Consider the following 21,119-nt stretch of genomic DNA (forward strand, 5'->3'; position numbering starts at 1 on the left):
TCTATGGTCACCCCGCAACACGCCGAAGAGTTATCCCGAGGCGCTCAGGAACTGGGTGTAGAACTCAGTGAAAGCCAGCACTCACAGCTGCTGGCCTACCTGGCCCTGTTGATCAAATGGAACAAGGCTTACAACCTGACCGCAGTGCGCGACCCGGACGAAATGGTGTCCCGTCATCTGCTCGATAGCCTGAGCGTGGTGCCATTCATCGATGGCGAACGCTGGCTGGACGTTGGCAGTGGTGGCGGCATGCCGGGTATTCCATTGGCGATCCTGTTTCCGGAGATGAAAATCACCGTGCTGGACAGCAACGGCAAGAAAACCCGGTTTCTGACCCAGGTCAAACTGGAGCTCAAGCTGGATAATCTCCAGGTTATCCACAGCCGCGCCGAATCCTTTCAACCTGAACAACCGTTTACCGGGATCGTTTCCCGTGCGTTCAGCAGTCTGGAAGACTTTACCGGGTGGACCCGCCACATGGGCGACACCAATACGCGATGGCTGGCGATGAAAGGCCTGCATCCGACCGATGAACTGGTAGCATTGCCCGCAGATTTCCGCGTGGATAGCGCACAAGCCTTGACCGTACCGGGTTGCCAAGGCCAACGCCATCTGCTGATACTGCGCCGCACGGCATGACTGGGAACACAAGCAAGCATGGCTAAGGTATTCGCGATTGCGAACCAAAAAGGTGGTGTGGGTAAAACCACCACCTGTATCAATCTCGCAGCATCGCTGGTCGCTACCAAGCGCCGCGTATTGCTGATCGATCTCGACCCTCAGGGCAACGCCACGATGGGCAGTGGTGTGGATAAACATGCCCTGGAAAACTCGGTTTATGACGTTCTGATTGGCGAATGCGATCTGGCTCAGGCCATGCAGTTCTCTGAACATGGCGGCTACCAGCTACTGCCCGCAAACCGGGACCTGACGGCTGCCGAAGTTAATCTGCTCGAAATGAAGATGAAGGAGAGCCGCCTGCGCAATGCGCTGGCGCCGATCCGCGAGAACTACGATTACATCCTGATCGACTGCCCGCCGTCTTTGTCGATGTTGACGTTGAACGCGCTGGTCGCTTCAGATGGGGTCATCATCCCCATGCAGTGTGAATACTTTGCTTTGGAAGGTCTCAGCGACCTTGTGGATAACATCAAGCGCATTGGTGAGCTGCTCAATCCTGCCCTGAAAATCGAGGGATTGCTGCGCACCATGTACGACCCGCGTCTGAGCTTGATCAACGACGTTTCTGCGCAGCTCAAAGAGCATTTCGGCGAACAGCTGTACGACACCGTAATCCCGCGCAACATTCGTCTTGCTGAGGCACCGAGTTTCGGTATGCCTGTTCTGGCTTACGACAAGAGTTCTCGCGGTGCATTGGCTTACCTTGCCCTTGCAGGGGAAATGGTTCGTCGTCAACGGCGCGGTTCGCGCACAGCTCAGCCAACTTAAGGAAACCCCATGGCCGTCAAGAAAAGAGGTCTCGGACGTGGGCTGGACGCACTTCTGAGCAGTCCAACCGTCAGTTCCCTCGAAGAACAAGCCGTCAAGGCCGACCAGCGTGAGCTGCAGCACATCCCGCTGGATCTGATTCAGCGCGGCAAGTACCAGCCACGTCGCGACATGGATCCTCAGGCGCTCGAAGAGCTCGCCCAATCGATCAAGGCCCAGGGCGTGATGCAGCCGATTGTGGTGCGTCCGATTGGCGATAACCGTTTCGAAATCATCGCTGGCGAACGTCGCTGGCGTGCAAGCCAGCAAGCAGCGATGGAAACCATCCCGGCGATGGTGCGCGATGTGCCGGATGAAACCGCTATCGCCATGGCGTTGATCGAGAACATTCAGCGCGAAGACCTTAATCCCATCGAAGAAGCAGTGGCTTTGCAGCGTCTGCAGCATGAGTTTCAGCTCACCCAGCAGCAAGTGGCCGACGCGGTCGGCAAGTCGCGGGTCAGTGTTGCCAACCTGCTGCGCCTGATTGCGCTGCCGGATGTGATCAAAACGATGCTTTCCCACGGCGACCTTGAAATGGGTCACGCTCGAGCGTTGCTCGGTTTGCCCGAAGATCAGCAGGTCGAAGGGGCGCGACATGTTGTCGCACGTGGTCTGACGGTTCGCCAGACAGAAGCGCTCGTACGTCAGTGGTTGAGTGGAAAACCGGCAGCTGCCGAGCCGGTCAAGACCGATCCGGATATCAGCCGCCTCGAACAGCGTCTGGCCGAGCGGCTGGGCTCTGCGGTGCAAATTCGGCACGGGCAGAAGGGCAAAGGGCAGTTGGTGATCCGTTATAACTCGCTGGATGAGCTTCAGGGTGTGCTCGCCCACATCCGCTGAAACAATTGCACTGTAGCGTGTAGTCGGAAATCACTACCTGAAGGTTGAATAGGGGCTGAACCGCCCCTATACTCTGCGCGCATTTTGTCGGCACAAATTATGCCAAGTTATTGATTTTGGCGGCCGACGCACGAGGAGCAGGAGTGATGGAGACACGCATGCCAAACCGCTTGCCGTTCCATCGACTGGCGGTTTTCCCGGTATTGCTGGCTCAATTTATTGTCCTGCTGCTGGCAGCATTGGTGCTGTGGCAGTGGCACGGAGTCGTAGCCGGATATTCAGGGCTGTGCGGAGGCCTGATAGCCTGGCTGCCCAATTTGTATTTTGCTCACAAGGCTTTCCGGTTTTCCGGGGCTAGAGCAGCGCAAGCCATAGTCCGGTCATTTTATGCCGGCGAGGCAGGCAAGCTGATTTTTACGGCAGTGCTTTTTGCACTGACCTTTGCAGGTGTGAAGCCATTGGCGCCGATTGCGGTATTCGGCGTGTTCATGTTGATCCAGGTGGTCAATTGGTTCGCTCCCCTGTTGATGAGAACAAGACTTTCGAGACCTTAGGGCGTTTGAGGCAAACATGGCAGAGCAAACAGCTTCGGGCTATATCCAGCACCACTTGCAGAACCTGACCTTCGGTCAGCTACCAGATGGCGGCTGGGGTTTTGCCCACACCGCTGCAGAAGCGAAGGAAATGGGCTTTTGGGCTTTCCACGTCGATACTCTCGGCTGGTCTGTTGCCCTGGGCCTGATTTTCGTTCTGATTTTCCGCATGGCGGCCAAGAAGGCAACTTCCGGTCAACCAGGCGCGCTGCAGAACTTCGTTGAAGTGCTGGTCGACTTCGTAGACGGTAGCGTGAAGGACAGCTTCCACGGTCGTAGCCCGGTGATTGCACCGTTGGCGCTGACCATTTTCGTCTGGGTGTTCCTGATGAACGCCGTCGACCTGGTTCCAGTTGACTGGATTCCTCAGTTGGCGATCCTGATTTCTGGCGATTCGCACATTCCTTTCCGCGCTGTTTCGACGACTGATCCTAACGCCACGCTTGGCATGGCTCTGTCGGTCTTCGCGCTGATCATTTTCTACAGCATCAAGGTCAAGGGCATCGGCGGCTTTATCGGCGAACTGACCCTGCACCCGTTCGGCAGCAAGAACATTTTTGTTCAGGCGCTGTTGATTCCGGTGAACTTCCTGCTTGAATTCGTGACTCTGATTGCCAAACCGATTTCGTTGGCACTGCGTCTGTTCGGCAACATGTACGCTGGCGAGCTGGTGTTTATCCTGATCGCCGTCATGTTCGGCAGCGGCCTGCTCTGGCTTAGCGGCCTGGGCGTGGTACTGCAATGGGCGTGGGCTGTATTCCACATCCTGATCATCACCTTGCAGGCGTTCATCTTCATGATGCTGACCATCGTGTATCTGTCGATGGCTCACGAAGATAACCATTAAGACTCGCCTGGCGCGTCTGGATGTACCTCTCGCTTCGGCGAGAGGAGGCCGCAAGCGGGGAACCGCAAGGGCTGATGTAAAACGATTTGTTTTACCGCTTTAATCTAAGAAAACCTAACCAATACGACGTAAAAGTCGGGAGGAAAGATGGAAACTGTAGTTGGTCTAACCGCTATCGCTGTTGCACTGTTGATCGGCCTGGGCGCACTGGGTACTGCAATCGGCTTCGGCCTGTTGGGCGGCAAATTCCTGGAAGGCGCAGCTCGCCAGCCAGAAATGGTTCCAATGCTGCAGGTTAAAATGTTCATCGTTGCCGGTCTGCTCGACGCCGTAACCATGATCGGTGTTGGTATCGCTCTGTTCTTCACCTTTGCGAACCCCTTCGTTGGTCAACTCGCTGGCTAATCTCTCGATTTTTCGAGGTGATTGGTGTGATGGACAACGAACGAGCGAGGTGTTGGCGTGAACATTAATGCAACCCTGATTGGTCAGTCCGTTGCGTTCTTCATTTTTGTGCTGTTCTGCATGAAGTACGTTTGGCCTCCGGTCATTGCGGCTTTGCACGAACGTCAGAAGAAGATCGCTGATGGACTGGACGCTGCCAGCCGAGCAGCTCGCGACCTGGAGTTGGCCCAAGAGAAAGTGGGTCATCAACTGCGTGAAGCTAAAACTCAGGCAGCCGAGATCATTGAGCAAGCCAAGAAACGCGGTACTCAGATTGTCGACGAAGCCCGTGAACAGGCCCGTGTCGAAGCTGACCGTGTGAAGGCACAGGCTCAGGCCGAGATCGAACAGGAACTGAACGGTGTCAAAGACGCGCTGCGTGCCCAATTGGGTAGCTTGGCAGTCGGCGGTGCTGAGAAGATCCTGGGTGCCACAATCGATCAAAACGCGCACGCGGAGCTGGTTAACAAACTGGCTGCTGAAATTTAAGCGAGGGCGATCATGGCAGAACTGACCACGTTGGCCCGACCTTACGCTAAGGCAGCCTTCGAGCACGCCCAGGCCCACCAGCAACTGGCCAATTGGTCAGCCATGCTCGGCCTGGCTGCAGCGGTGTCGCAAGATGACACCATGCAGCGCGTACTCAAGGCCCCGCGACTGACGAGCGCAGACAAGGCCACCACTTTTATTGAAGTGTGTGGCGACAAGTTCGATGCCAAGGCACAGAATTTCATCCACGTCGTTGCTGAAAACGACCGTCTCCCGCTTCTGCCGGAGATCGCCGAACTGTTCGACCTGTACAAGGCTGAGCAGGAAAAATCGGTCGATGTGGATGTCACCAGTGCTTTTGCATTGAACCAAGAACAGCAAGACAAACTCGCCAAGGTTCTCAGTGCACGGCTCGGCCGGGAAGTGCGCCTGCATGCTGCGGAGGATGCCACCCTTATCGGTGGTGTCGTAATCCGAGCCGGCGACCTGGTTATCGATGGCTCAGTTCGCGGCAAACTCGCGCAACTAGCCGAAGCATTGAAATCTTGAGTTTGAAGGGGCAGCAGAGCAATGCAGCAACTCAATCCTTCCGAAATAAGTGAAATCATCAAGGGTCGCATCGACAAGCTCGATGTAACCTCCCAAGCCCGTAACGAAGGCACTGTCGTCAGCGTATCTGACGGCATCGTGCGGATTCACGGTCTGGCCGACGTAATGTACGGCGAGATGATCGAGTTTCCGGGCGGCGTCTACGGTATGGCGCTGAACCTTGAGCAAGACTCTGTAGGTGCTGTGGTACTGGGCGCTTACACGACTCTGGCTGAAGGCATGAGCGCCAAGTGCACTGGCCGCATCCTCGAAGTTCCGGTTGGTAAGGAACTGCTGGGTCGCGTAGTCGACGCACTGGGTAACCCAGTTGACGGCAAAGGTCCGCTGAACAACACCGAGACCGATGCGGTCGAGAAAGTTGCTCCAGGCGTGATCTGGCGTAAGTCGGTAGACCAGCCTGTACAGACTGGCTACAAGGCTGTCGATGCCATGATTCCTGTCGGCCGTGGCCAGCGTGAGCTGATCATCGGTGACCGTCAGATCGGTAAAACCGCTCTGGCCATCGACGCAATCATCAACCAGAAAGACAGCGGCATCTTCTGCGTATACGTAGCAATCGGTCAGAAACAATCGACCATCGCCAACGTTGTTCGCAAGCTCGAAGAAAACGGCGCACTGGCTAACACCATCGTCGTGGCTGCAAGTGCTTCTGAATCCGCTGCGCTGCAATTCCTTGCACCGTACTCGGGTTGCACCATGGGTGAATTCTTCCGCGACCGCGGTGAAGACGCGCTGATCGTTTATGACGATCTGTCCAAGCAAGCAGTGGCTTACCGCCAGATTTCCCTGCTGCTGCGCCGTCCACCAGGCCGTGAAGCTTACCCAGGCGACGTGTTCTATCTCCACTCCCGTCTGCTGGAGCGCGCATCGCGTGTTTCCGAAGAGTACGTAGAGAAGTTCACCAAAGGCGCAGTGACCGGCAAAACCGGTTCCCTGACCGCATTGCCGATCATCGAAACCCAGGCTGGCGACGTTTCCGCGTTCGTTCCGACCAACGTGATTTCCATCACCGACGGTCAGATCTTCCTGGAATCGGCCATGTTCAACTCTGGCATCCGTCCAGCTGTGAACGCCGGTGTTTCGGTATCCCGTGTGGGTGGTGCCGCTCAGACCAAGATCATCAAGAAGCTCTCCGGTGGTATCCGTACCGCTCTGGCTCAGTACCGTGAACTGGCAGCATTTGCCCAGTTTGCTTCTGACCTGGACGAAGCGACCCGTAAGCAACTTGAGCATGGTCAGCGCGTTACCGAGCTGATGAAGCAGAAGCAATACGCACCAATGTCGATCGCTGACATGGCGCTGTCGCTGTATGCCGCTGAGCGTGGGTTCCTGACCGACATCGAAATCGCCAAGATTGGCAGCTTTGAACAAGCGCTGATTGCTTACTTCAACCGCGATCACGCCGATTTGATGGCGAAGATCAACGTGAAGGGTGACTTCAATGACGAAATCGACGCTGGCATGAAAGCCGGTATCGAGAAGTTCAAGGCCACCCAAACCTGGTAAGCCGCAGCGGGGGCCGAAAGGCTCCCGCTTGCTAACCTGATAGGTGTTACATGGCAGGCGCAAAAGAGATTCGCAGCAAGATTGCGAGCATCAAAAGCACGCAAAAGATCACCAGCGCCATGGAAAAAGTGGCGGTCAGCAAAATGCGCAAGGCTCAAATGCGCATGGCTGCTAGCCGTCCTTACGCGGAGCGCATCCGCCAGGTTATTGGTCATCTGGCCAACGCTAACCCGGAATACCGCCACCCGTTCATGGTCGAGCGCGCTGTAAAGCGTGTTGGTTATGTCGTAGTGAGCAGTGACCGTGGTCTGTGCGGTGGCTTGAATACCAACCTGTTCAAGGCTCTGGTCAAGGACATGGCGGTAAACCGTGAAAACGGCGTAGAGATCGATTTGTGCGTGGTTGGCAGCAAAGGTGCGGCATTCTTCCGCAACTTCGGCGGTAACGTCGTCGCTGCGATCAGCCACTTGGGCGAAGAGCCGTCGATCAATGATTTGATCGGCAGCGTCAAGGTGATGCTGGATGCCTACCTGGATGGCCGTATTGATCGCCTGTCCGTGGTATCCAACAAGTTCATCAACACCATGACCCAGCAGCCAACGGTGGAGCAATTGATTCCGCTGGTGGCGACCCCGGATCAGAAACTCAAGCACCACTGGGACTATCTCTACGAACCCGATGCCAAAGAGCTGCTTGACGGCTTGATGGTTCGCTACGTTGAGTCGCAGGTGTACCAGGCGGTGGTCGAGAACAACGCAGCTGAACAAGCAGCGCGGATGATCGCGATGAAGAACGCCACAGACAACGCCGGTGATTTGATCAGTGATTTGCAGCTGATCTACAACAAGGCGCGTCAGGCAGCGATCACCCAAGAGATCTCGGAAATCGTCGGCGGCGCTGCCGCGGTTTAACGGTTCAAATATTAGAGGAACCAGCTAATGAGTAGCGGACGTATCGTTCAAATCATCGGCGCCGTGATCGACGTGGAATTCCCACGCGATAGCGTACCGAGTATCTACAACGCGCTGGAAGTCAAAAGCGCGGCAGGGACCACCCTGGAAGTTCAGCAGCAGCTGGGCGACGGCGTGGTTCGTACCATTGCGATGGGCTCCACCGAGGGCTTGAAGCGTGGTCTGGAAGTTTCAGACTCTGGCAAAGCCATCTCCGTACCGGTCGGTAAAGCGACTCTGGGCCGGATCATGGACGTGCTGGGCAACCCGATCGACGAAGCTGGCCCGATCGACACCGAAGAACGCTGGGGCATTCACCGTCCTGCGCCTTCCTTCGCTGAACAGGCTGGTGGCAACGATCTGCTGGAAACAGGCATCAAGGTTATCGACCTGGTTTGCCCGTTCGCCAAGGGTGGTAAAGTCGGTCTGTTCGGTGGTGCCGGTGTAGGCAAAACCGTAAACATGATGGAACTGATCCGTAACATCGCCATCGAGCACAGCGGTTATTCCGTGTTCGCCGGTGTGGGTGAGCGTACTCGTGAGGGTAACGACTTTTACCACGAGATGAAGGATTCCAACGTTCTGGACAAAGTGGCACTGGTTTACGGTCAGATGAACGAGCCGCCGGGTAACCGTCTGCGCGTAGCACTGACCGGCCTGACCATGGCCGAGAAATTCCGTGACGAAGGTAACGACGTTCTGCTGTTCGTCGACAACATCTACCGTTACACACTGGCCGGTACTGAAGTATCCGCACTGCTGGGCCGTATGCCTTCCGCAGTAGGTTACCAGCCGACCCTGGCTGAAGAGATGGGCACTCTGCAAGAGCGCATCACTTCCACCAAAAACGGTTCGATCACTTCCATCCAGGCCGTATACGTACCAGCGGATGACTTGACTGACCCGTCGCCAGCGACCACGTTTGCCCACTTGGACGCAACCGTCGTACTGTCCCGTGACATCGCTTCCCTGGGTATCTACCCAGCAGTAGATCCACTGGATTCGACTTCGCGCCAGCTGGACCCGAACGTTATCGGCCAGGAACACTACGACACCGCTCGCGGCGTTCAGTACGTGTTGCAGCGCTACAAAGAACTGAAGGACATCATTGCGATCCTTGGTATGGACGAGCTGTCGGAGACCGACAAACAGTTGGTTAACCGTGCTCGTAAGATCCAGCGCTTCCTGTCGCAACCGTTCTTCGTGGCTGAAGTCTTCACTGGTGCATCGGGTAAATACGTTTCCCTGAAAGACACCATTGCTGGCTTCAAAGGCATCCTCAACGGTGACTACGACCACCTGCCAGAACAAGCGTTCTACATGGTCGGCGGCATCGAAGAAGCGATCGAGAAAGCCAAGAAACTGTAATCCCAGCGCCCGGCAACGGGTGCTAATCAGGTCGAGGCAAGCAAATGGCTATAACAGTCCATTGCGATATCGTCAGCGCGGAAGGGGAAATTTTCTCCGGTCTGGTCGAGATGGTGATTGCGCACGGCAACCTGGGTGATATTGGTATCGCTCCAGGCCACGCGCCGCTGATCACTGATCTGAAACCAGGTCCGATCCGCTTGATCAAGCAGGGTGGAGCAGCCGAGGTGTTTTACATCTCGGGCGGTTTCCTCGAGGTTCAACCGAACATGGTCAAGGTGCTTGCCGACACTGTGCAACGTGCTGATGACCTGGACGAAGCCTCTGCTCAGGCAGCCGTAAAGGCAGCCGAGAAGGCCCTGAACGAAAAAGGCGCAGATTTCGATTACGGATCTGCAACTGCTCGTCTGGCCGAGGCCGCAGCCCAGCTGCGTACCGTTCAGCAAATTCGCAAGAAGTTCGGCGGCTAACCCCGTCTTCTTCTGCGCGATTGAGAAAAAGGGTAGCCTCGGCTACCCTTTTTCTTTTTTCAGGATCAGCCGACGCTTGTGGATAAGTGACGCGGCGCGCCTCAGTTGGAAATCTCATGTCTCTCGATATCGTTATTCTCGCGGCAGGCCAAGGCACTCGCATGCGCTCGGCACTGCCCAAGGTTTTGCATCCGGTTGCCGGTGATTCAATGCTCGGCCATGTTATCCACAGCGCCCGGCAATTATCGCCGCAGCGTATCCATGTGGTGATTGGGCATGGTGCGGATATCGTCCGTGAGCGCTTGGCCGCCGATGATTTGAATTTCGTCATGCAGGACAAGCAACTGGGGACCGGACACGCCGTTGCTCAGGCATTGCCGGAACTCACCGCCGAGACCGTGCTGATCCTCTATGGCGATGTACCGCTCATTGAAGTTGAAACCCTTGAGCGTTTGCTGAAACAGGTCACTGCCGAACAACTGGGCCTGCTGACCGTAAACCTCGACGATCCAACCGGTTACGGCCGTATCGTGCGTGACGAGCAGAATCTTGTACGTGCCATCGTCGAGCACAAGGATGCGACGGAAGCCCAGAAGGCTATCACCGAAGGCAACACCGGCATTCTTGCGGTCCCGGGCAAGCGCCTGGCGGATTGGCTGGGACGGCTATCTAACAACAACGCTCAAGGCGAGTATTACCTGACTGACGTGATTGCCATGGCCGTCAACGATGGTCTGGTGGTCGCCACTGAGCAGCCCCACGACGCCATGGAAGTTCAGGGCGCCAACGACCGCAAACAACTCGCCGAGCTGGAGCGTCACTATCAACTGCGCGAAGCTCGCCGCCTGATGGCGCTGGGCGTAACGTTGCGCGATCCAGCTCGTTTCGATGTACGCGGTGACGTGACAGTAGGGCGCGATGTGCTGATCGACGTTAACGTCATCCTCGAAGGTCGGGTCGTCATTGAAGACGACGTGATCATCGGCCCAAACTGCGTGATCAAAGACAGCACCTTGCGCAAAGGTGTGGTGATTAAAGCCAACAGCCATATTGACGGCGCGATCATGGGCGAGGGCAGTGATGCTGGTCCATTCGCGCGTCTGCGTCCAGGCAGTGTGCTGGGGGCCAAAGTGCATGTGGGTAACTTCGTCGAGCTGAAAAATGCTCAGTTGGGCGAAGGCGTCAAAGCCGGTCACCTGACTTACCTGGGTGATACGGTGATTGGCGCACGTACCAACATTGGTGCAGGGACCATTACGGTTAACTACGACGGGGTCAATAAACACAAAACCTTGATTGGTGAGGATGTGTTCATCGGGTCCAACAACTCATTGATCGCGCCTGTGGCTATAGGTGACGGTTCCAATACTGCAGCTGGTTCGACCATCAATTTGAATGTGGATAAGTCGCAGCTGGCTGTTGCCCGCGCCCGCCAGCGTAATATTGATGGCTGGAAACGCCCGGTTAAAATCAAGAAAGACTGAAGTTATCCACAGGACGGCTACTGATTCTCTGTCGCGGTATAGCTGAAATTAAGCTGTCGCGAAGCAAACGGAGACCTGTAGGAGCGCGCTTGCCCGCGATTCAATCTGTCAGTCGATGAATATATCGTCTGTGCTGACGCCATCGCGGGCAAGCGCGCTCCTACAGGGATCACATCAAGCTTGACGTCTTCCTTCGAATAGGTTTTGATTGCCTTCGTTATCTTACGAATCGAAACTTAAGTCAGCCATGTCGAAACGCAATACACCTCAAAGACGCCACAATATCCTTGCATTGCTCAGCGAGCAGGGAGAAGTGAGCGTGGACGAGCTGGCTAAGCGCTTCGAAACTTCTGAAGTTACGGTTCGCAAGGATCTGGCTGCACTCGAAAGTAATGGACTGCTCCTGCGTCGCTATGGCGGTGCGGTCACGTTGCCCCAAGAACTGATCAGCGAAAGCTCCCAGCCTGTCTCCAGGTACAAGCAAGCCATCGCCCGTGCCGCCGTGCAGCGCATTCGCGAGCATGCGCGAATCATCGTCGACAGTGGCAGCACCACTGCCGCATTGATTCCCGAACTGGGCCAGCAGCCAGGCCTTGTAGTGATGACCAACTCTCTTCATGTAGCCAGCGCATTGAGCGAACTGGAGCATGAGCCTGTTCTGTTGATGACCGGTGGTACCTGGGACCCGCATTCAGAGTCCTTTCAAGGCCAGGTCGCGGAGCAGGTGCTGCGTTCTTACGACTTTGATCAGTTGTTCATCGGTGCCGACGGCATCGATCTGTCTCGTGGTACCACCACTTTCAACGAGTTACTGGGGCTGAGCCGCGTCATGGCTGAAGTCGCCCGCGAAGTAGTGGTGATGGTCGAGGCGGACAAAGTGGGCCGCAAGATACCCAATCTGGAGCTGCCCTGGAGCAGTATCCACACCCTTATTACTGATGATCGCCTGCCATCCGAGGCGCGCGAACAGATAAAAGCCCGCGGCATAACCTTGATTTGCGCCGCTGTCAGCTAGGAGAAAACTTATGTGTGGAATTGTCGGCGCAGTCGCTGAACGCAACATCACCGCCATCCTGGTCGAAGGCCTCAAGCGTCTGGAATACCGCGGTTACGATAGCGCTGGCGTTGCGGTGTTCAGCAATGCCGGTGTGCTCGATCGCCGCCGTCGTTCCGGCAAGGTCAGCGAACTGGAGCAGGCGCTGGCAGGCGAACCACTGCTGGGCCGTCTGGGTATCGCGCACACCCGTTGGGCAACCCACGGCGTACCCTGCGAGCGTAACGCGCACCCGCATTTTTCCGGCGATGAACTGGCAGTTGTCCACAACGGCATCATCGAGAACCACGAACCGTTGCGCGAGCGCCTCAAAGGCTTGGGCTATGTGTTCGTGTCCGACACCGATACTGAAGTCATCGTCCACTTGCTGCACCACAAGCTCAAGGACACCCCTGACCTGACCGTGGCGCTGAAAGCTGCAGTCAAAGAGCTGCACGGCGCATACGGTCTGGCAGTCATCAGTGCCAAACAGCCTGACCGGCTGGTTGCCGCCCGCAGCGGCAGTCCGCTGGTGGTGGGTCTGGGCCTTGGGGAAAACTTCCTCGCGTCTGACCAAATGGCGCTGCGTCAGGTCACCGACCGCTTCATGTACCTGGAAGAGGGCGATATCGCCGAGATCCGTCGTGAAAGCGTGCAGATCTGGTCGTTGGATGGCTTGCCGGTTGAACGTGAAGTTGTTCAATACCGTGAAGGCGCAGAAGCCGCTGACAAGGGCGAGTTCCGCCACTTCATGCTCAAGGAAATCCACGAGCAACCAAAAGTTGTGCAGCGCACGCTTGAAGGCCGTCTCGGCCAGCAGCAGGTTCTGGTGCAGGCATTCGGTCCGCAAGCAGCCGAGCTGTTTGCCAAAGTACGCAATGTGCAGATCGTAGCCTGTGGTACCAGCTACCACGCGGGCATGGTCGCGCGTTACTGGCTGGAAGGGCTGGCAGGTATTCCATGTCAGGTGGAAGTTGCCAGTGAATTCCGTTATCGCAAGGTCGTGGTACAGCCGGACACGTTGTTCGTCTCGATTTCCCAGTCCGGCGAAACCGCTGACACCCTGGCCGCATTGCGTAACGCCAAAGAGCTGGGCTTTCTTGCCAGCCTGGCCATCTGTAACGTCAGCATCAGCTCGCTGGTTCGTGAGTCCGACCTGACATTGCTGACCCAGGCCGGCCCTGAAATCGGTGTGGCGTCCACCAAAGCCTTCACCACCCAACTGGTTGCGCTGCTGTTACTGACCCTGTCGCTGGGTCAGGTTCAAGGCACGCTGGCTGAGGGCGTTGAAGCCGAGCTGGTCGAAGAGCTGCGTCGTCTGCCGACTCGTCTGGGTGAAGCCCTGGCCATGGATAGCACGGTCGAGAAAGTCGCCGAGCTGTTCGCCGAGAAGAACCACACCCTGTTCCTGGGGCGAGGCGCTCAATTCCCGGTAGCGATGGAAGGTGCACTCAAGCTCAAAGAGATCTCCTACATCCACGCCGAAGCCTATCCGGCGGGTGAGCTCAAGCATGGTCCTTTGGCGCTGGTCGACAGCGATATGCCGGTAGTAACCGTTGCACCCAACAACGAATTGTTGGAAAAGCTGAAGTCCAACCTGCAAGAAGTCCGCGCCCGCGGCGGTGAACTGATCGTCTTCGCCGACGAGCAAGCCGGTATGAGCAACGGCGAAGGCACCCACGTCATCGCCATGCCGCACATCATTGATGCGCTGGCACCGATCCTCTACACCATCCCGTTGCAGCTGCTTTCGTACTACGTGGCGGTGTTGAAGGGCACGGATGTGGATCAGCCGCGTAATCTGGCGAAGTCGGTGACGGTGGAATAAGTTATCCACAGCAAATGAGCGTGTGTATCGAAGTCCTTGGCCCGGCCCTGGATGATCAGGTTAAACACCAGCCTGTGCCCCAACACCCCATATCATAAAAACAATGGAGCGGTACCTGAACCCCATGAGAAAAACCACTCAGCAGTTAATGGTTCAGAACATTGCCGACTGGCAGCATCGAGGTTTGATCGACCAGCAAACCCAAGAGCGGCTGAGCGCGCCTTATCGGCGTCCCAACCAACTGTTATCCACAGTGCTGCAATGGCTGGGCATCGGTGCGGTGTTGTTGATTGGTATGGCGATTCTGGGGGGCGTGAGTTATCTCAGCGAGTCGGTCGCCCTCGGTGTTGTGCTGTTTTCTATCGCCGGTGTGACATTGTGGTGGGTCGGGGTACGCCTGGCGCGTGATCCAGCCGGGCGTATGCCGGTGGCTGGTGTTGCCATTTTGACCATCGGCCTGATGCTGATCGGTGGCAGCCTGTTACTCAGTGGAGTTGGCTCCGACGGGGGCGGGTATGATCGCATCCCTCTGGCACTGCTGGTCACCGCCTTGCTGAGTGTGGCCACGGCCTATCGTTACCACCTGCGCTGGCCATTGTTTCTGGGGCTGCTGTGCGCCTTTCACGGCTTTGGCTCCTGGGAAAGTTATGCGGGTGGCGGGTCATATGTGTTCGACATTCAGGACCCGCGAGCCATGGCAGTGGTTGCCGGATTGGCAGCGCTTCTGGGGCTTTGGCACCAGCAGGCGGAAGAAAAGCCGCTCCGCCACTTCAGCGGTTTCGGCCGTTTGTACGTGATTTTCGGACTGCTCTACTTCAACTGCTCGCTGTGGTTTCTCAGCCTGGACAATTACAGCTCGTCCCAATCAGGGCTCTCGATACTGCTATTCACCGTTGGGGCCATCAGCCAGTTGGTGATCGGTGCTCGTTTCAAACACCCTAGCTTCACCGGGTTTGGTGTGGTGTTTCTGGGTATCAACCTCTACACGCGCTTTTACGAACACGCCTGGGACCGCCTGAGTGTCGCGGCTTTTTTCGCGGCGGCCGGTGTTGTGGGTATTTTGCTGGGCTGGTTGTTTGAGCGCGCGGCGCTTCGTGCAAAGGAGGATCGGTCATGAGCCAGGATCGTCGCAATCGACAGGTCCGTGATGCCCTTGATCAATGGCTGCGCGAGGGGCAGATCGATCCCGTTGCCCACAGCCGTATCGGTGAACTGTATCCCTTGACCCGATGGGACTGGCGCTCACTCGGGCGTTGGTTTCTGACGTTCGGTGCCATCAGCCTGGCGGCCGGTCTGGTGTTATTTCTGCGTGAGCACCTGACGTTCACCCTGCCCAAATCGGCGATCAGCTTGTCATTGCTGACCTTGGGCCTGTTCGTCGTCGGGCGCTGGTTGCCCGGGAAAGGCTTGAGGATGCTGGGCAGCACCGCCGAACTGCTCGGCGGCTTTGCCCTGATCGGCGTGAGTTTTGTGGTGGGGATGATCTATTCGGACGGCTCCGGTAACTGGCCGGCGCTGCTCCTGATCGACCTCCTGATCCTGCTGGTGCTCAGCTATGCCTTGGGCAATGTGTTACTGCTGACATTGTGCAGTGTGTTGTTCTTCGTCTGGTTCGGTGGTCGCAGCGGATATGAGTCCGGCTGGGGCGCTTACTGGTTTGGCATGAACTATCCGCTGCGGTTTCTCGGTGCGGCGGCGGTGCTCGTGGCTGCAGGGGTTTTGCACCTGCGCTGTGAGGCCGGATTGCTTGCCCGCTACAACGGGTTTGCCAAGGTATGGATTTCCTGTGGCCTGTTTGTCGGCGAAATGTCCTTGTGGCTGTTGTCCCTGTTTGGCAGCTACGACTTGATCGACGGTCCGTGGCATCTTGCCGAGGAGGGTGAGTTGTTGATGTTCAACGTGCTTTGGGCACTGGTTAGCCTCGGCGTGTTGACGGTGGGACTGCGCCAGCGATTCGGCATGTTGGTGGGGTATGGCTCAACGTTTTTGATCATCCAGTTGTACACCCTGTTCTTTACTCAACTGGCCGAAAGCCTGGGTTGGCTGCTCAGCTTGCTGATCGCCGGCGGTAGTTTGCTGGTGCTGGTGATCTGGCTGGAGTCGCAGCGCCAGAAGCGTCGGGGGGTGATTTCAGAAGCTTGAGCCTGACCCAGACACCAAGGTTGGACGTATTACGGAGTGAACGCAGTGAGCATGTTCAGCGCCGATAGAAAATCAAACGAATGTCGCGGCGTCCACCGCGTGATAGACGTAGCGCTCATCAGTCATGCGTTTGATTTCTTCAAGATAATTGGAGTTCATCACGAATAGATGGGCCCCGTCAGGCAGTGCCAGCATGGCCTGCTCCGGCGATGAGACCCTGAGCCCGCTGAGGGGCAAGTAGCGGCCCTGCTTGGCGGGATTTATATCGATGACCTGATCCACTTCGACTCCGGCGCGCTGCAGGAACAGCGAATAGATCACGCCTTTGGAGGCTGCACCCCAGATGCCGACCGGCTTATCGGGGGATGCCTGGATAATACTCAGTGCTCGTTTGATGCTGAGCATGAAATCTGCTGGCATCTGTACCTCTGGCGCTGCTGGCAACGGTTTGCTGCGCAAGCTCCCTAAGTCAGCAACCACGTACAGGTATTGCCCGCCGAACAGATGCCCGGCTTCATGCACTGTGCTGAACAGGCGGTGGAAATCTTCGAGCCGGAAGTAGTTCACGTGCTCATAAAACACGTCGAACCAGGCCTTGTGCTCAAGAATCCAATCCATACAAGGCACTTCGATGTAGATCAAACCGCCGTCGTTGGCCTCGGCGATGGACTGCAGAAAAGTCATGGGGTCGGGAATATGTTCAAGCACGTGACGCAGGATGACGGCATCGGCAGCCAATCCAGCCTCACGAGTGAAAGGTGCCTTGACCACATACGGGCTTTGGCCCTCGTAAGCGGGGTCAATGCCAACAATGTCGAAACCGTGGTCACGCAGTTGCTCAAGGAAATATCCCTTGCCGCAGCCGACTTCGATCAGACTCATGTTACCCATATGCTTGCTGATGATCTGCTCGGCCGCGTCCAGGTGTGCCTTGAAGTATCCCGAGTGGGCTTGCTCGTTTTGATAGCCGCTGTCATAGCAGAGCTTTTGCGGGTCAAAGGCGTGGTTATAGATCAGGCCCGTGTCCATATCCTGGACCAGGATAAGATCTGCACTGACCGACGACCGCGCAGCATCAGCATCGGCAAAGGTACGGTTCTGCAACACTGGCAGCGCGCTGCTCCGATACAACTCCTTGTGCATGTTCAATTCCCAACAAAGGTTGGAGACGTCGCGCGCGATTCCATCGCTGTTGCACTGGCGGACTTCTCGGGTCGGCATATATGCACCGTTAGCTGCATCTTATGCCACAACACAAAATGACTGACAGTCTCAAGCGGACTTTCTTTTTGTCTGCAACACGACAACCATTCTTCTTCAGTGGCGCCCGTTGAGCCGGGCAGCGCCAGGCGCAATTCTTCCCTGTCCGATTGACAGACTCCCGACGGATCATTGTAATGACCGGCGTTTACGGACGGTGCAAGGGACCTGCCATGACCAAGACGTCATCTTCCGGCCGGGGCGATCTGCTCCGCGCGCTGATTTTTATTCCGCTGGGCCTGTGTCTCCTGTGCCTGACTGTGTGGCTGGTCGAAGATCGGCTGGGCTTTCTGGCTCAGGCGCAACGTGCGCAAGGGCATGTCAGCGCCCTGAACTCGGGCGGCAGTCACCCACAAATTGATTTCACCGATGCTACGGACAAGACGGTCAGCTACCCCGAAAGCGGGTTTATATTCGGCTACGCGGTGGGCGACTCAGTGACGGTGTTCTACAACGCGGAAGCGCCCTCCAGTACCGCGATCATTGAAGACCAGGGCGCGCTTTGGGGCGCGAGCCTGTTCTCGGGTCTGTTGGCAATCGTATTCATCGCAGGGGGCGGCTACCACGCAGCCGCATGGCTTCGTCGGCGCCGCATGACGCGGCCCATATAGGATATTCAAATGCAAATCCCGTTACCTGTGACTGTAAGTGACTGGCGCTACAAGACTGCCAGCGGCGGTGGATTGACCGTAGTGTTCGCGGCCGCCGCTGGCGGCGCACTGACCCTGACCGACCCCAAGGGGGTCGACCAGCAGTTTCGCTATGGCTCGGTTGGGGTCGGCCTGGGCGTCGGCGCGCGCCTGCCGCGGTTCGGCAAGGTCAACTTGCACGTGCGGGGCAAGAGCGTCGGTGCAGCGGGAGCAAGCGAAGATTTTCCGGCGTTCGGTCAGGTGCTGGTTGCAGACTCGATCGCTGCCCGCGGTCTGCTCCGTGAGGACTTCCTGGGGCCTTGCGTGTTCATTGAAGCGGGCGTGGGTCTGGTCGGTGGGGCCAGCGGCTCTGCCATGCTGTTCGGTCTGGACCCCGGGTTGCTGGCCATGGTCGCCGCCAGGATGACGCCGATGGGCAGCATTCTCCTGCCTCACGACAGCACGGTGCGCCTGCTGCGTTCGGCCAAAGGCGTGATTACCGCCGCAGGCCTTAACGTGGGGCTGCAGGCTGGAGGTGGCGCGACGATTTCTTTGGGCGGACTATTCTGATCATCAGCCCTCGGGCGCGCCATTTTCAGTTTGAACGGGGTGTCGGGATTCGGGGCAGCGGCTCAGAAAGTTTTAGCCTCTTATCAACTTTCAGAGCCGCTTGAGTCATCAAAACCTGAATTGCGCCACCAGCGCATTGAAGGACGTTGCCAGGCGCGACAGTTCCTGACTGGACGCGCTGGTCTGATTGGCGCCGGCCGAAGACTGGGTTGAAAGATCCTGGATATTAAGCAGGTTGCGATCGACCTCACGCGCTACTTGAGCCTGCTCCTCTGACGCAGAAGCAATGACCATATTTCGCTCGTTGATCTGCGCGACGCCGTTGGTGATTTTCTCAAGGGCCGTACCGGCGCTCTCAGCCAGCTTCTGGGTTCCATTCGCCATGGCCAGACTTTTACTCATGGCTTCTACCGCGCCATCGGCCCCTGATTGAACGGTTCCAATCATGCCTTCAATCTCAACAGTCGATGCCTGGGTGCGATGCGCCAGCGCCCTGACTTCGTCGGCTACCACCGCGAACCCGCGGCCTTGTTCGCCCGCTCGTGCGGCTTCGATTGCAGCGTTGAGGGCCAGCAGATTGGTCTGGTCTGCAATGCTTCGAATGACCTCAAGCACCTTGCTGATATCCCTGACGTTGGTCGCCAGCTCGGATACAGAGTCAGTGGATTTGGTGATTTCCCTGACCATCGTGCCAATACCCTTGACGGTATCGTTTACTTGCTCGCGACCATCAACCGCGTCTTGTGCTGCGGTTTTTGAGACCTCTGAGGTGGACACTGCGTTGCGTGCAACTTCTTCCACCGCTGCGGTCATCTGATTCACGGCGGTCGCTGCTTGCTGAATTTCACTGTCCTGGCGTATCAGGCTGCGGGTGCTTTCTTCTGTTACCGCACTCAACTCTTCGGCGGCTGACGCGAGTTGATCGGAAGCGCTGGCGATCTCACGAATAGTGGTTCTCAAGCTGCCCTGCATCAGGCTGATTGCCTTGAGGAGTTGCCCGGCTTCATCGGTACGGTCCGTGGAAATCGTCTCAGTCAAATCCCCCTTGGCGATGCGCTGTGCACTGTTTACCGCTTGCGCCAGTGGGCGAGTGATCATGCGGATAATCATGACGCCCAGGATAATTGCCACCAGGAAGGCAATGATAATTCCGCTGGACAGCAACAGCGTCGCAGTGGATTTGAGTTCCTTCGCTGCCTCAGAGCCTTCTTTGACTTGTCGTTTATTCGAGTCAATCATGACCTGAAGAAATTTTCGGGCACTGTTAAAGTCGCCTTCAGATAACTGGTTGAGCTGAGTGCGTGCCTCTACCAACTTACCTTGTTGCTGCAGATCAAATATCTTCTGAGTATTGGAGATATAGGACGGCATCACGTTGTCGTACTGATCCCCTGCAGCTTTCTCATCATCCTGCAACGGGGTATCTCGATACACCGCATAAACCTTTTGCGCTCGTTCCAGTTCCGCCGAAATACTGGAACGCATTTTCTCTGCTGTCGTGCTGTCTTTGGCATCCAGCAGTCGATAGAGGCCACGATTGTGAGTGGTCAGCGCGGACATCGTTTCGTTAGTATTGGCGACGGAGAGCAAGTTATTTGAAAATGTAGATTCCAGCGCGTCGGACAACTTGTTGACCGCACTCATGCCGAGCCCTCCCACCGCCAGGGTGATAACAGCACATGCACCAAAGGCAATCGCCAATTTTCCGGAAAAGTTGGCGTGTTTTAAAAAATTCATAAATGTCCTATAAGAGGGGAGGCCGGTACGCCAGCGTTTTGTCGAGGTTAAAAAACAATGAGTGTCGAGAAAACTTATGCGTTGCCCAATGGAAGTGCAAAAACGGGCCTATATTCGGTTGCGGTGAATAAGTGCCCTAATATGGTGCCAGCCTTGATCGCTGGATCAGTGCCGCATTACAAGATGAATAGGCTTCTCAAACGAAAGGCTCGAGCAGGTGCCGTCATTTTACCAAGTGTAGATGTCGGCGCGGTTTGGCATTCGTTACGGTGTGAGCATTCAAGGCACGTAGCTGGACATTTAATCCTTCTGTGGCGGACAGAAGTGCTGTGAGAGCATCCAGTACGTCAAGCTGTTGTACGATATCCAAGCCTTCAGCTCGCTCACTGATTTCGTCCAGCAGATATAGAATGTTGCTCGTCAGATCCTCACCCAACATAAGCCCGCCCCCGTTTCTCAAGAAATGCCTGTCCTGCCGAGCTATTCGTAATGTTTTATACAGTTCCGCCGCTCAAAAAATGCGCCAGGACAGTTAAAAAATATCGCGTCAGGTTTTTTGAGAAGCACTGAGATGTTTACCTTTTTAAAAGGTAAACTTACAGCGCTTGAACGGTGAGGATAAGAATTTCCCCTCTGAGGATAAGAAAACAAAGGCGTGATGCTTTATAAGATCAGGTGCCTGATATCATGCGATCCCTAATAGTACCGTCGGTGTGCACAAGGTCGAAACGGTGGAGGAGTATCATATTGATATCGTCATGAAATGATATTGCCAATGTCGTGACGGAGTTTTATTCGGGAGAATCTCATGGTCTGGCATTCTCAGTAT

21 protein-coding genes and 1 pseudogene are annotated in these 21,119 nt (G+C 56.3%); 19 read left to right on the top strand and 3 right to left on the bottom strand.

The genetic code is table 11. The features are described from left to right. Nucleotides 1-3 precede the first annotated feature (3 nt). The 17 genes from rsmG (at nucleotide 4) to RX972_RS09060 (ending at nucleotide 16,094) form a co-directional block, all read left to right on the top strand. Complete coding sequence (gene rsmG, locus RX972_RS08980) at nucleotides 4-639, top strand: 16S rRNA (guanine(527)-N(7))-methyltransferase RsmG (protein WP_099270193.1); 636 nt, start codon at nucleotides 4-6, stop codon at nucleotides 637-639. Between the two features lie 18 nt (nucleotides 640-657). Beyond that, on the top strand, nucleotides 658-1,449 hold the full coding sequence (locus RX972_RS08985) for a ParA family protein (RefSeq protein WP_027901588.1): 792 nt from the start codon (nucleotides 658-660) through the stop codon (nucleotides 1,447-1,449). A gap of 9 nt (nucleotides 1,450-1,458) precedes the next feature. Next, nucleotides 1,459-2,331 (top strand): ParB/RepB/Spo0J family partition protein, encoded by an 873-nt coding sequence (locus RX972_RS08990; protein ID WP_027901589.1) that lies wholly within the window; start codon nucleotides 1,459-1,461, stop codon nucleotides 2,329-2,331. A gap of 146 nt (nucleotides 2,332-2,477) precedes the next feature. Continuing rightward, complete coding sequence (locus tag RX972_RS08995) at nucleotides 2,478-2,885, top strand: F0F1 ATP synthase subunit I (protein ID WP_027901590.1); 408 nt, start codon at nucleotides 2,478-2,480, stop codon at nucleotides 2,883-2,885. Between the two features lie 16 nt (nucleotides 2,886-2,901). Further along, nucleotides 2,902-3,771, top strand: a complete 870-nt coding sequence (gene atpB / locus RX972_RS09000; protein WP_027901591.1) for a F0F1 ATP synthase subunit A — start codon at nucleotides 2,902-2,904, stop codon at nucleotides 3,769-3,771. A 147-nt stretch (nucleotides 3,772-3,918) separates the two neighbouring features. Then, nucleotides 3,919-4,176 carry a F0F1 ATP synthase subunit C gene (gene atpE / locus RX972_RS09005; RefSeq protein ID WP_002555987.1) on the top strand — a complete coding sequence of 86 codons (258 nt, stop codon included), beginning with the start codon at nucleotides 3,919-3,921 and terminating at the stop codon, nucleotides 4,174-4,176. 57 nt (nucleotides 4,177-4,233) lie between these two features. Next, nucleotides 4,234-4,704 carry a F0F1 ATP synthase subunit B gene (locus tag RX972_RS09010; protein ID WP_027901592.1) on the top strand — a complete coding sequence of 157 codons (471 nt, stop codon included), beginning with the start codon at nucleotides 4,234-4,236 and terminating at the stop codon, nucleotides 4,702-4,704. A gap of 12 nt (nucleotides 4,705-4,716) precedes the next feature. Continuing rightward, nucleotides 4,717-5,253: a F0F1 ATP synthase subunit delta gene (locus tag RX972_RS09015; protein ID WP_027901593.1), complete on the top strand. Its 537-nt coding sequence runs from the start codon at nucleotides 4,717-4,719 to the stop codon at nucleotides 5,251-5,253. Between the two features lie 21 nt (nucleotides 5,254-5,274). Further along, nucleotides 5,275-6,819, top strand: coding sequence for a F0F1 ATP synthase subunit alpha (atpA, locus tag RX972_RS09020; RefSeq protein ID WP_027901594.1), 1,545 nt, complete (start codon nucleotides 5,275-5,277; stop codon nucleotides 6,817-6,819). Between the two features lie 50 nt (nucleotides 6,820-6,869). Then, nucleotides 6,870-7,730 carry a F0F1 ATP synthase subunit gamma gene (gene atpG, locus RX972_RS09025; RefSeq protein WP_087269415.1) on the top strand — a complete coding sequence of 287 codons (861 nt, stop codon included), beginning with the start codon at nucleotides 6,870-6,872 and terminating at the stop codon, nucleotides 7,728-7,730. 27 nt (nucleotides 7,731-7,757) lie between these two features. Then, on the top strand, nucleotides 7,758-9,137 hold the full coding sequence (atpD, locus tag RX972_RS09030) for a F0F1 ATP synthase subunit beta (protein ID WP_027901596.1): 1,380 nt from the start codon (nucleotides 7,758-7,760) through the stop codon (nucleotides 9,135-9,137). A 44-nt stretch (nucleotides 9,138-9,181) separates the two neighbouring features. Then, entirely contained in the window at nucleotides 9,182-9,607 is a 426-nt protein-coding gene (locus tag RX972_RS09035; protein ID WP_027901597.1) for a F0F1 ATP synthase subunit epsilon, read from the top strand. Between the two features lie 116 nt (nucleotides 9,608-9,723). Beyond that, nucleotides 9,724-11,091 (top strand): bifunctional UDP-N-acetylglucosamine diphosphorylase/glucosamine-1-phosphate N-acetyltransferase GlmU, encoded by a 1,368-nt coding sequence (glmU, locus tag RX972_RS09040; RefSeq protein ID WP_316874442.1) that lies wholly within the window; start codon nucleotides 9,724-9,726, stop codon nucleotides 11,089-11,091. Nucleotides 11,092-11,338: 247 nt separating this feature from the next. Next, nucleotides 11,339-12,106, top strand: a complete 768-nt coding sequence (locus tag RX972_RS09045) for a DeoR/GlpR family DNA-binding transcription regulator (protein WP_231674880.1) — start codon at nucleotides 11,339-11,341, stop codon at nucleotides 12,104-12,106. A 10-nt stretch (nucleotides 12,107-12,116) separates the two neighbouring features. Then, nucleotides 12,117-13,952, top strand: a complete 1,836-nt coding sequence (glmS, locus tag RX972_RS09050; RefSeq protein ID WP_316874446.1) for a glutamine--fructose-6-phosphate transaminase (isomerizing) — start codon at nucleotides 12,117-12,119, stop codon at nucleotides 13,950-13,952. A 124-nt stretch (nucleotides 13,953-14,076) separates the two neighbouring features. Next, nucleotides 14,077-15,069, top strand: a complete 993-nt coding sequence (locus RX972_RS09055) for a hypothetical protein (RefSeq protein WP_316874448.1) — start codon at nucleotides 14,077-14,079, stop codon at nucleotides 15,067-15,069. Further along, nucleotides 15,066-16,094, top strand: a complete 1,029-nt coding sequence (locus RX972_RS09060) for a hypothetical protein (protein ID WP_316874450.1) — start codon at nucleotides 15,066-15,068, stop codon at nucleotides 16,092-16,094. The genes RX972_RS09055 and RX972_RS09060 overlap by 4 nt, the downstream gene beginning before the upstream one ends. A 72-nt stretch (nucleotides 16,095-16,166) precedes the next feature. On the opposite strand, the gene RX972_RS09065 is transcribed toward RX972_RS09060, so the two are convergent. Further along, nucleotides 16,167-17,237, bottom strand: coding sequence for a class I SAM-dependent methyltransferase (locus tag RX972_RS09065; RefSeq protein WP_099270336.1), 1,071 nt, complete (start codon nucleotides 17,235-17,237; stop codon nucleotides 16,167-16,169). 290 nt (nucleotides 17,238-17,527) lie between these two features. Between RX972_RS09065 and RX972_RS09070 the strand changes: the two genes are divergently transcribed. Then, complete coding sequence (locus RX972_RS09070) at nucleotides 17,528-17,965, top strand: DUF3592 domain-containing protein (protein WP_316874454.1); 438 nt, start codon at nucleotides 17,528-17,530, stop codon at nucleotides 17,963-17,965. 9 nt (nucleotides 17,966-17,974) lie between these two features. Further along, nucleotides 17,975-18,553 (top strand): hypothetical protein, encoded by a 579-nt coding sequence (locus RX972_RS09075; RefSeq protein ID WP_049826731.1) that lies wholly within the window; start codon nucleotides 17,975-17,977, stop codon nucleotides 18,551-18,553. A 108-nt stretch (nucleotides 18,554-18,661) separates the two neighbouring features. On the opposite strand, the gene RX972_RS29460 is transcribed toward RX972_RS09075, so the two are convergent. After that, nucleotides 18,662-19,525, bottom strand: a complete 864-nt coding sequence (locus RX972_RS29460; RefSeq protein WP_406643711.1) for a methyl-accepting chemotaxis protein — start codon at nucleotides 19,523-19,525, stop codon at nucleotides 18,662-18,664. Then, nucleotides 19,520-20,290, bottom strand: a pseudogene (locus RX972_RS29465) (MCP four helix bundle domain-containing protein); the annotation flags it as partial. The gene RX972_RS29460 and the pseudogene RX972_RS29465, both read right to left, overlap by 6 nt. Nucleotides 20,291-21,119: the final 829 nt, after the last annotated feature.

Origin of the sequence: Pseudomonas syringae group sp. J309-1, from assembly GCF_032582135.1 — a bacterium.
In the GTDB taxonomy this organism is placed as follows: Bacteria; Pseudomonadota; Gammaproteobacteria; order Pseudomonadales; family Pseudomonadaceae; genus Aquipseudomonas; species Aquipseudomonas quasicaspiana.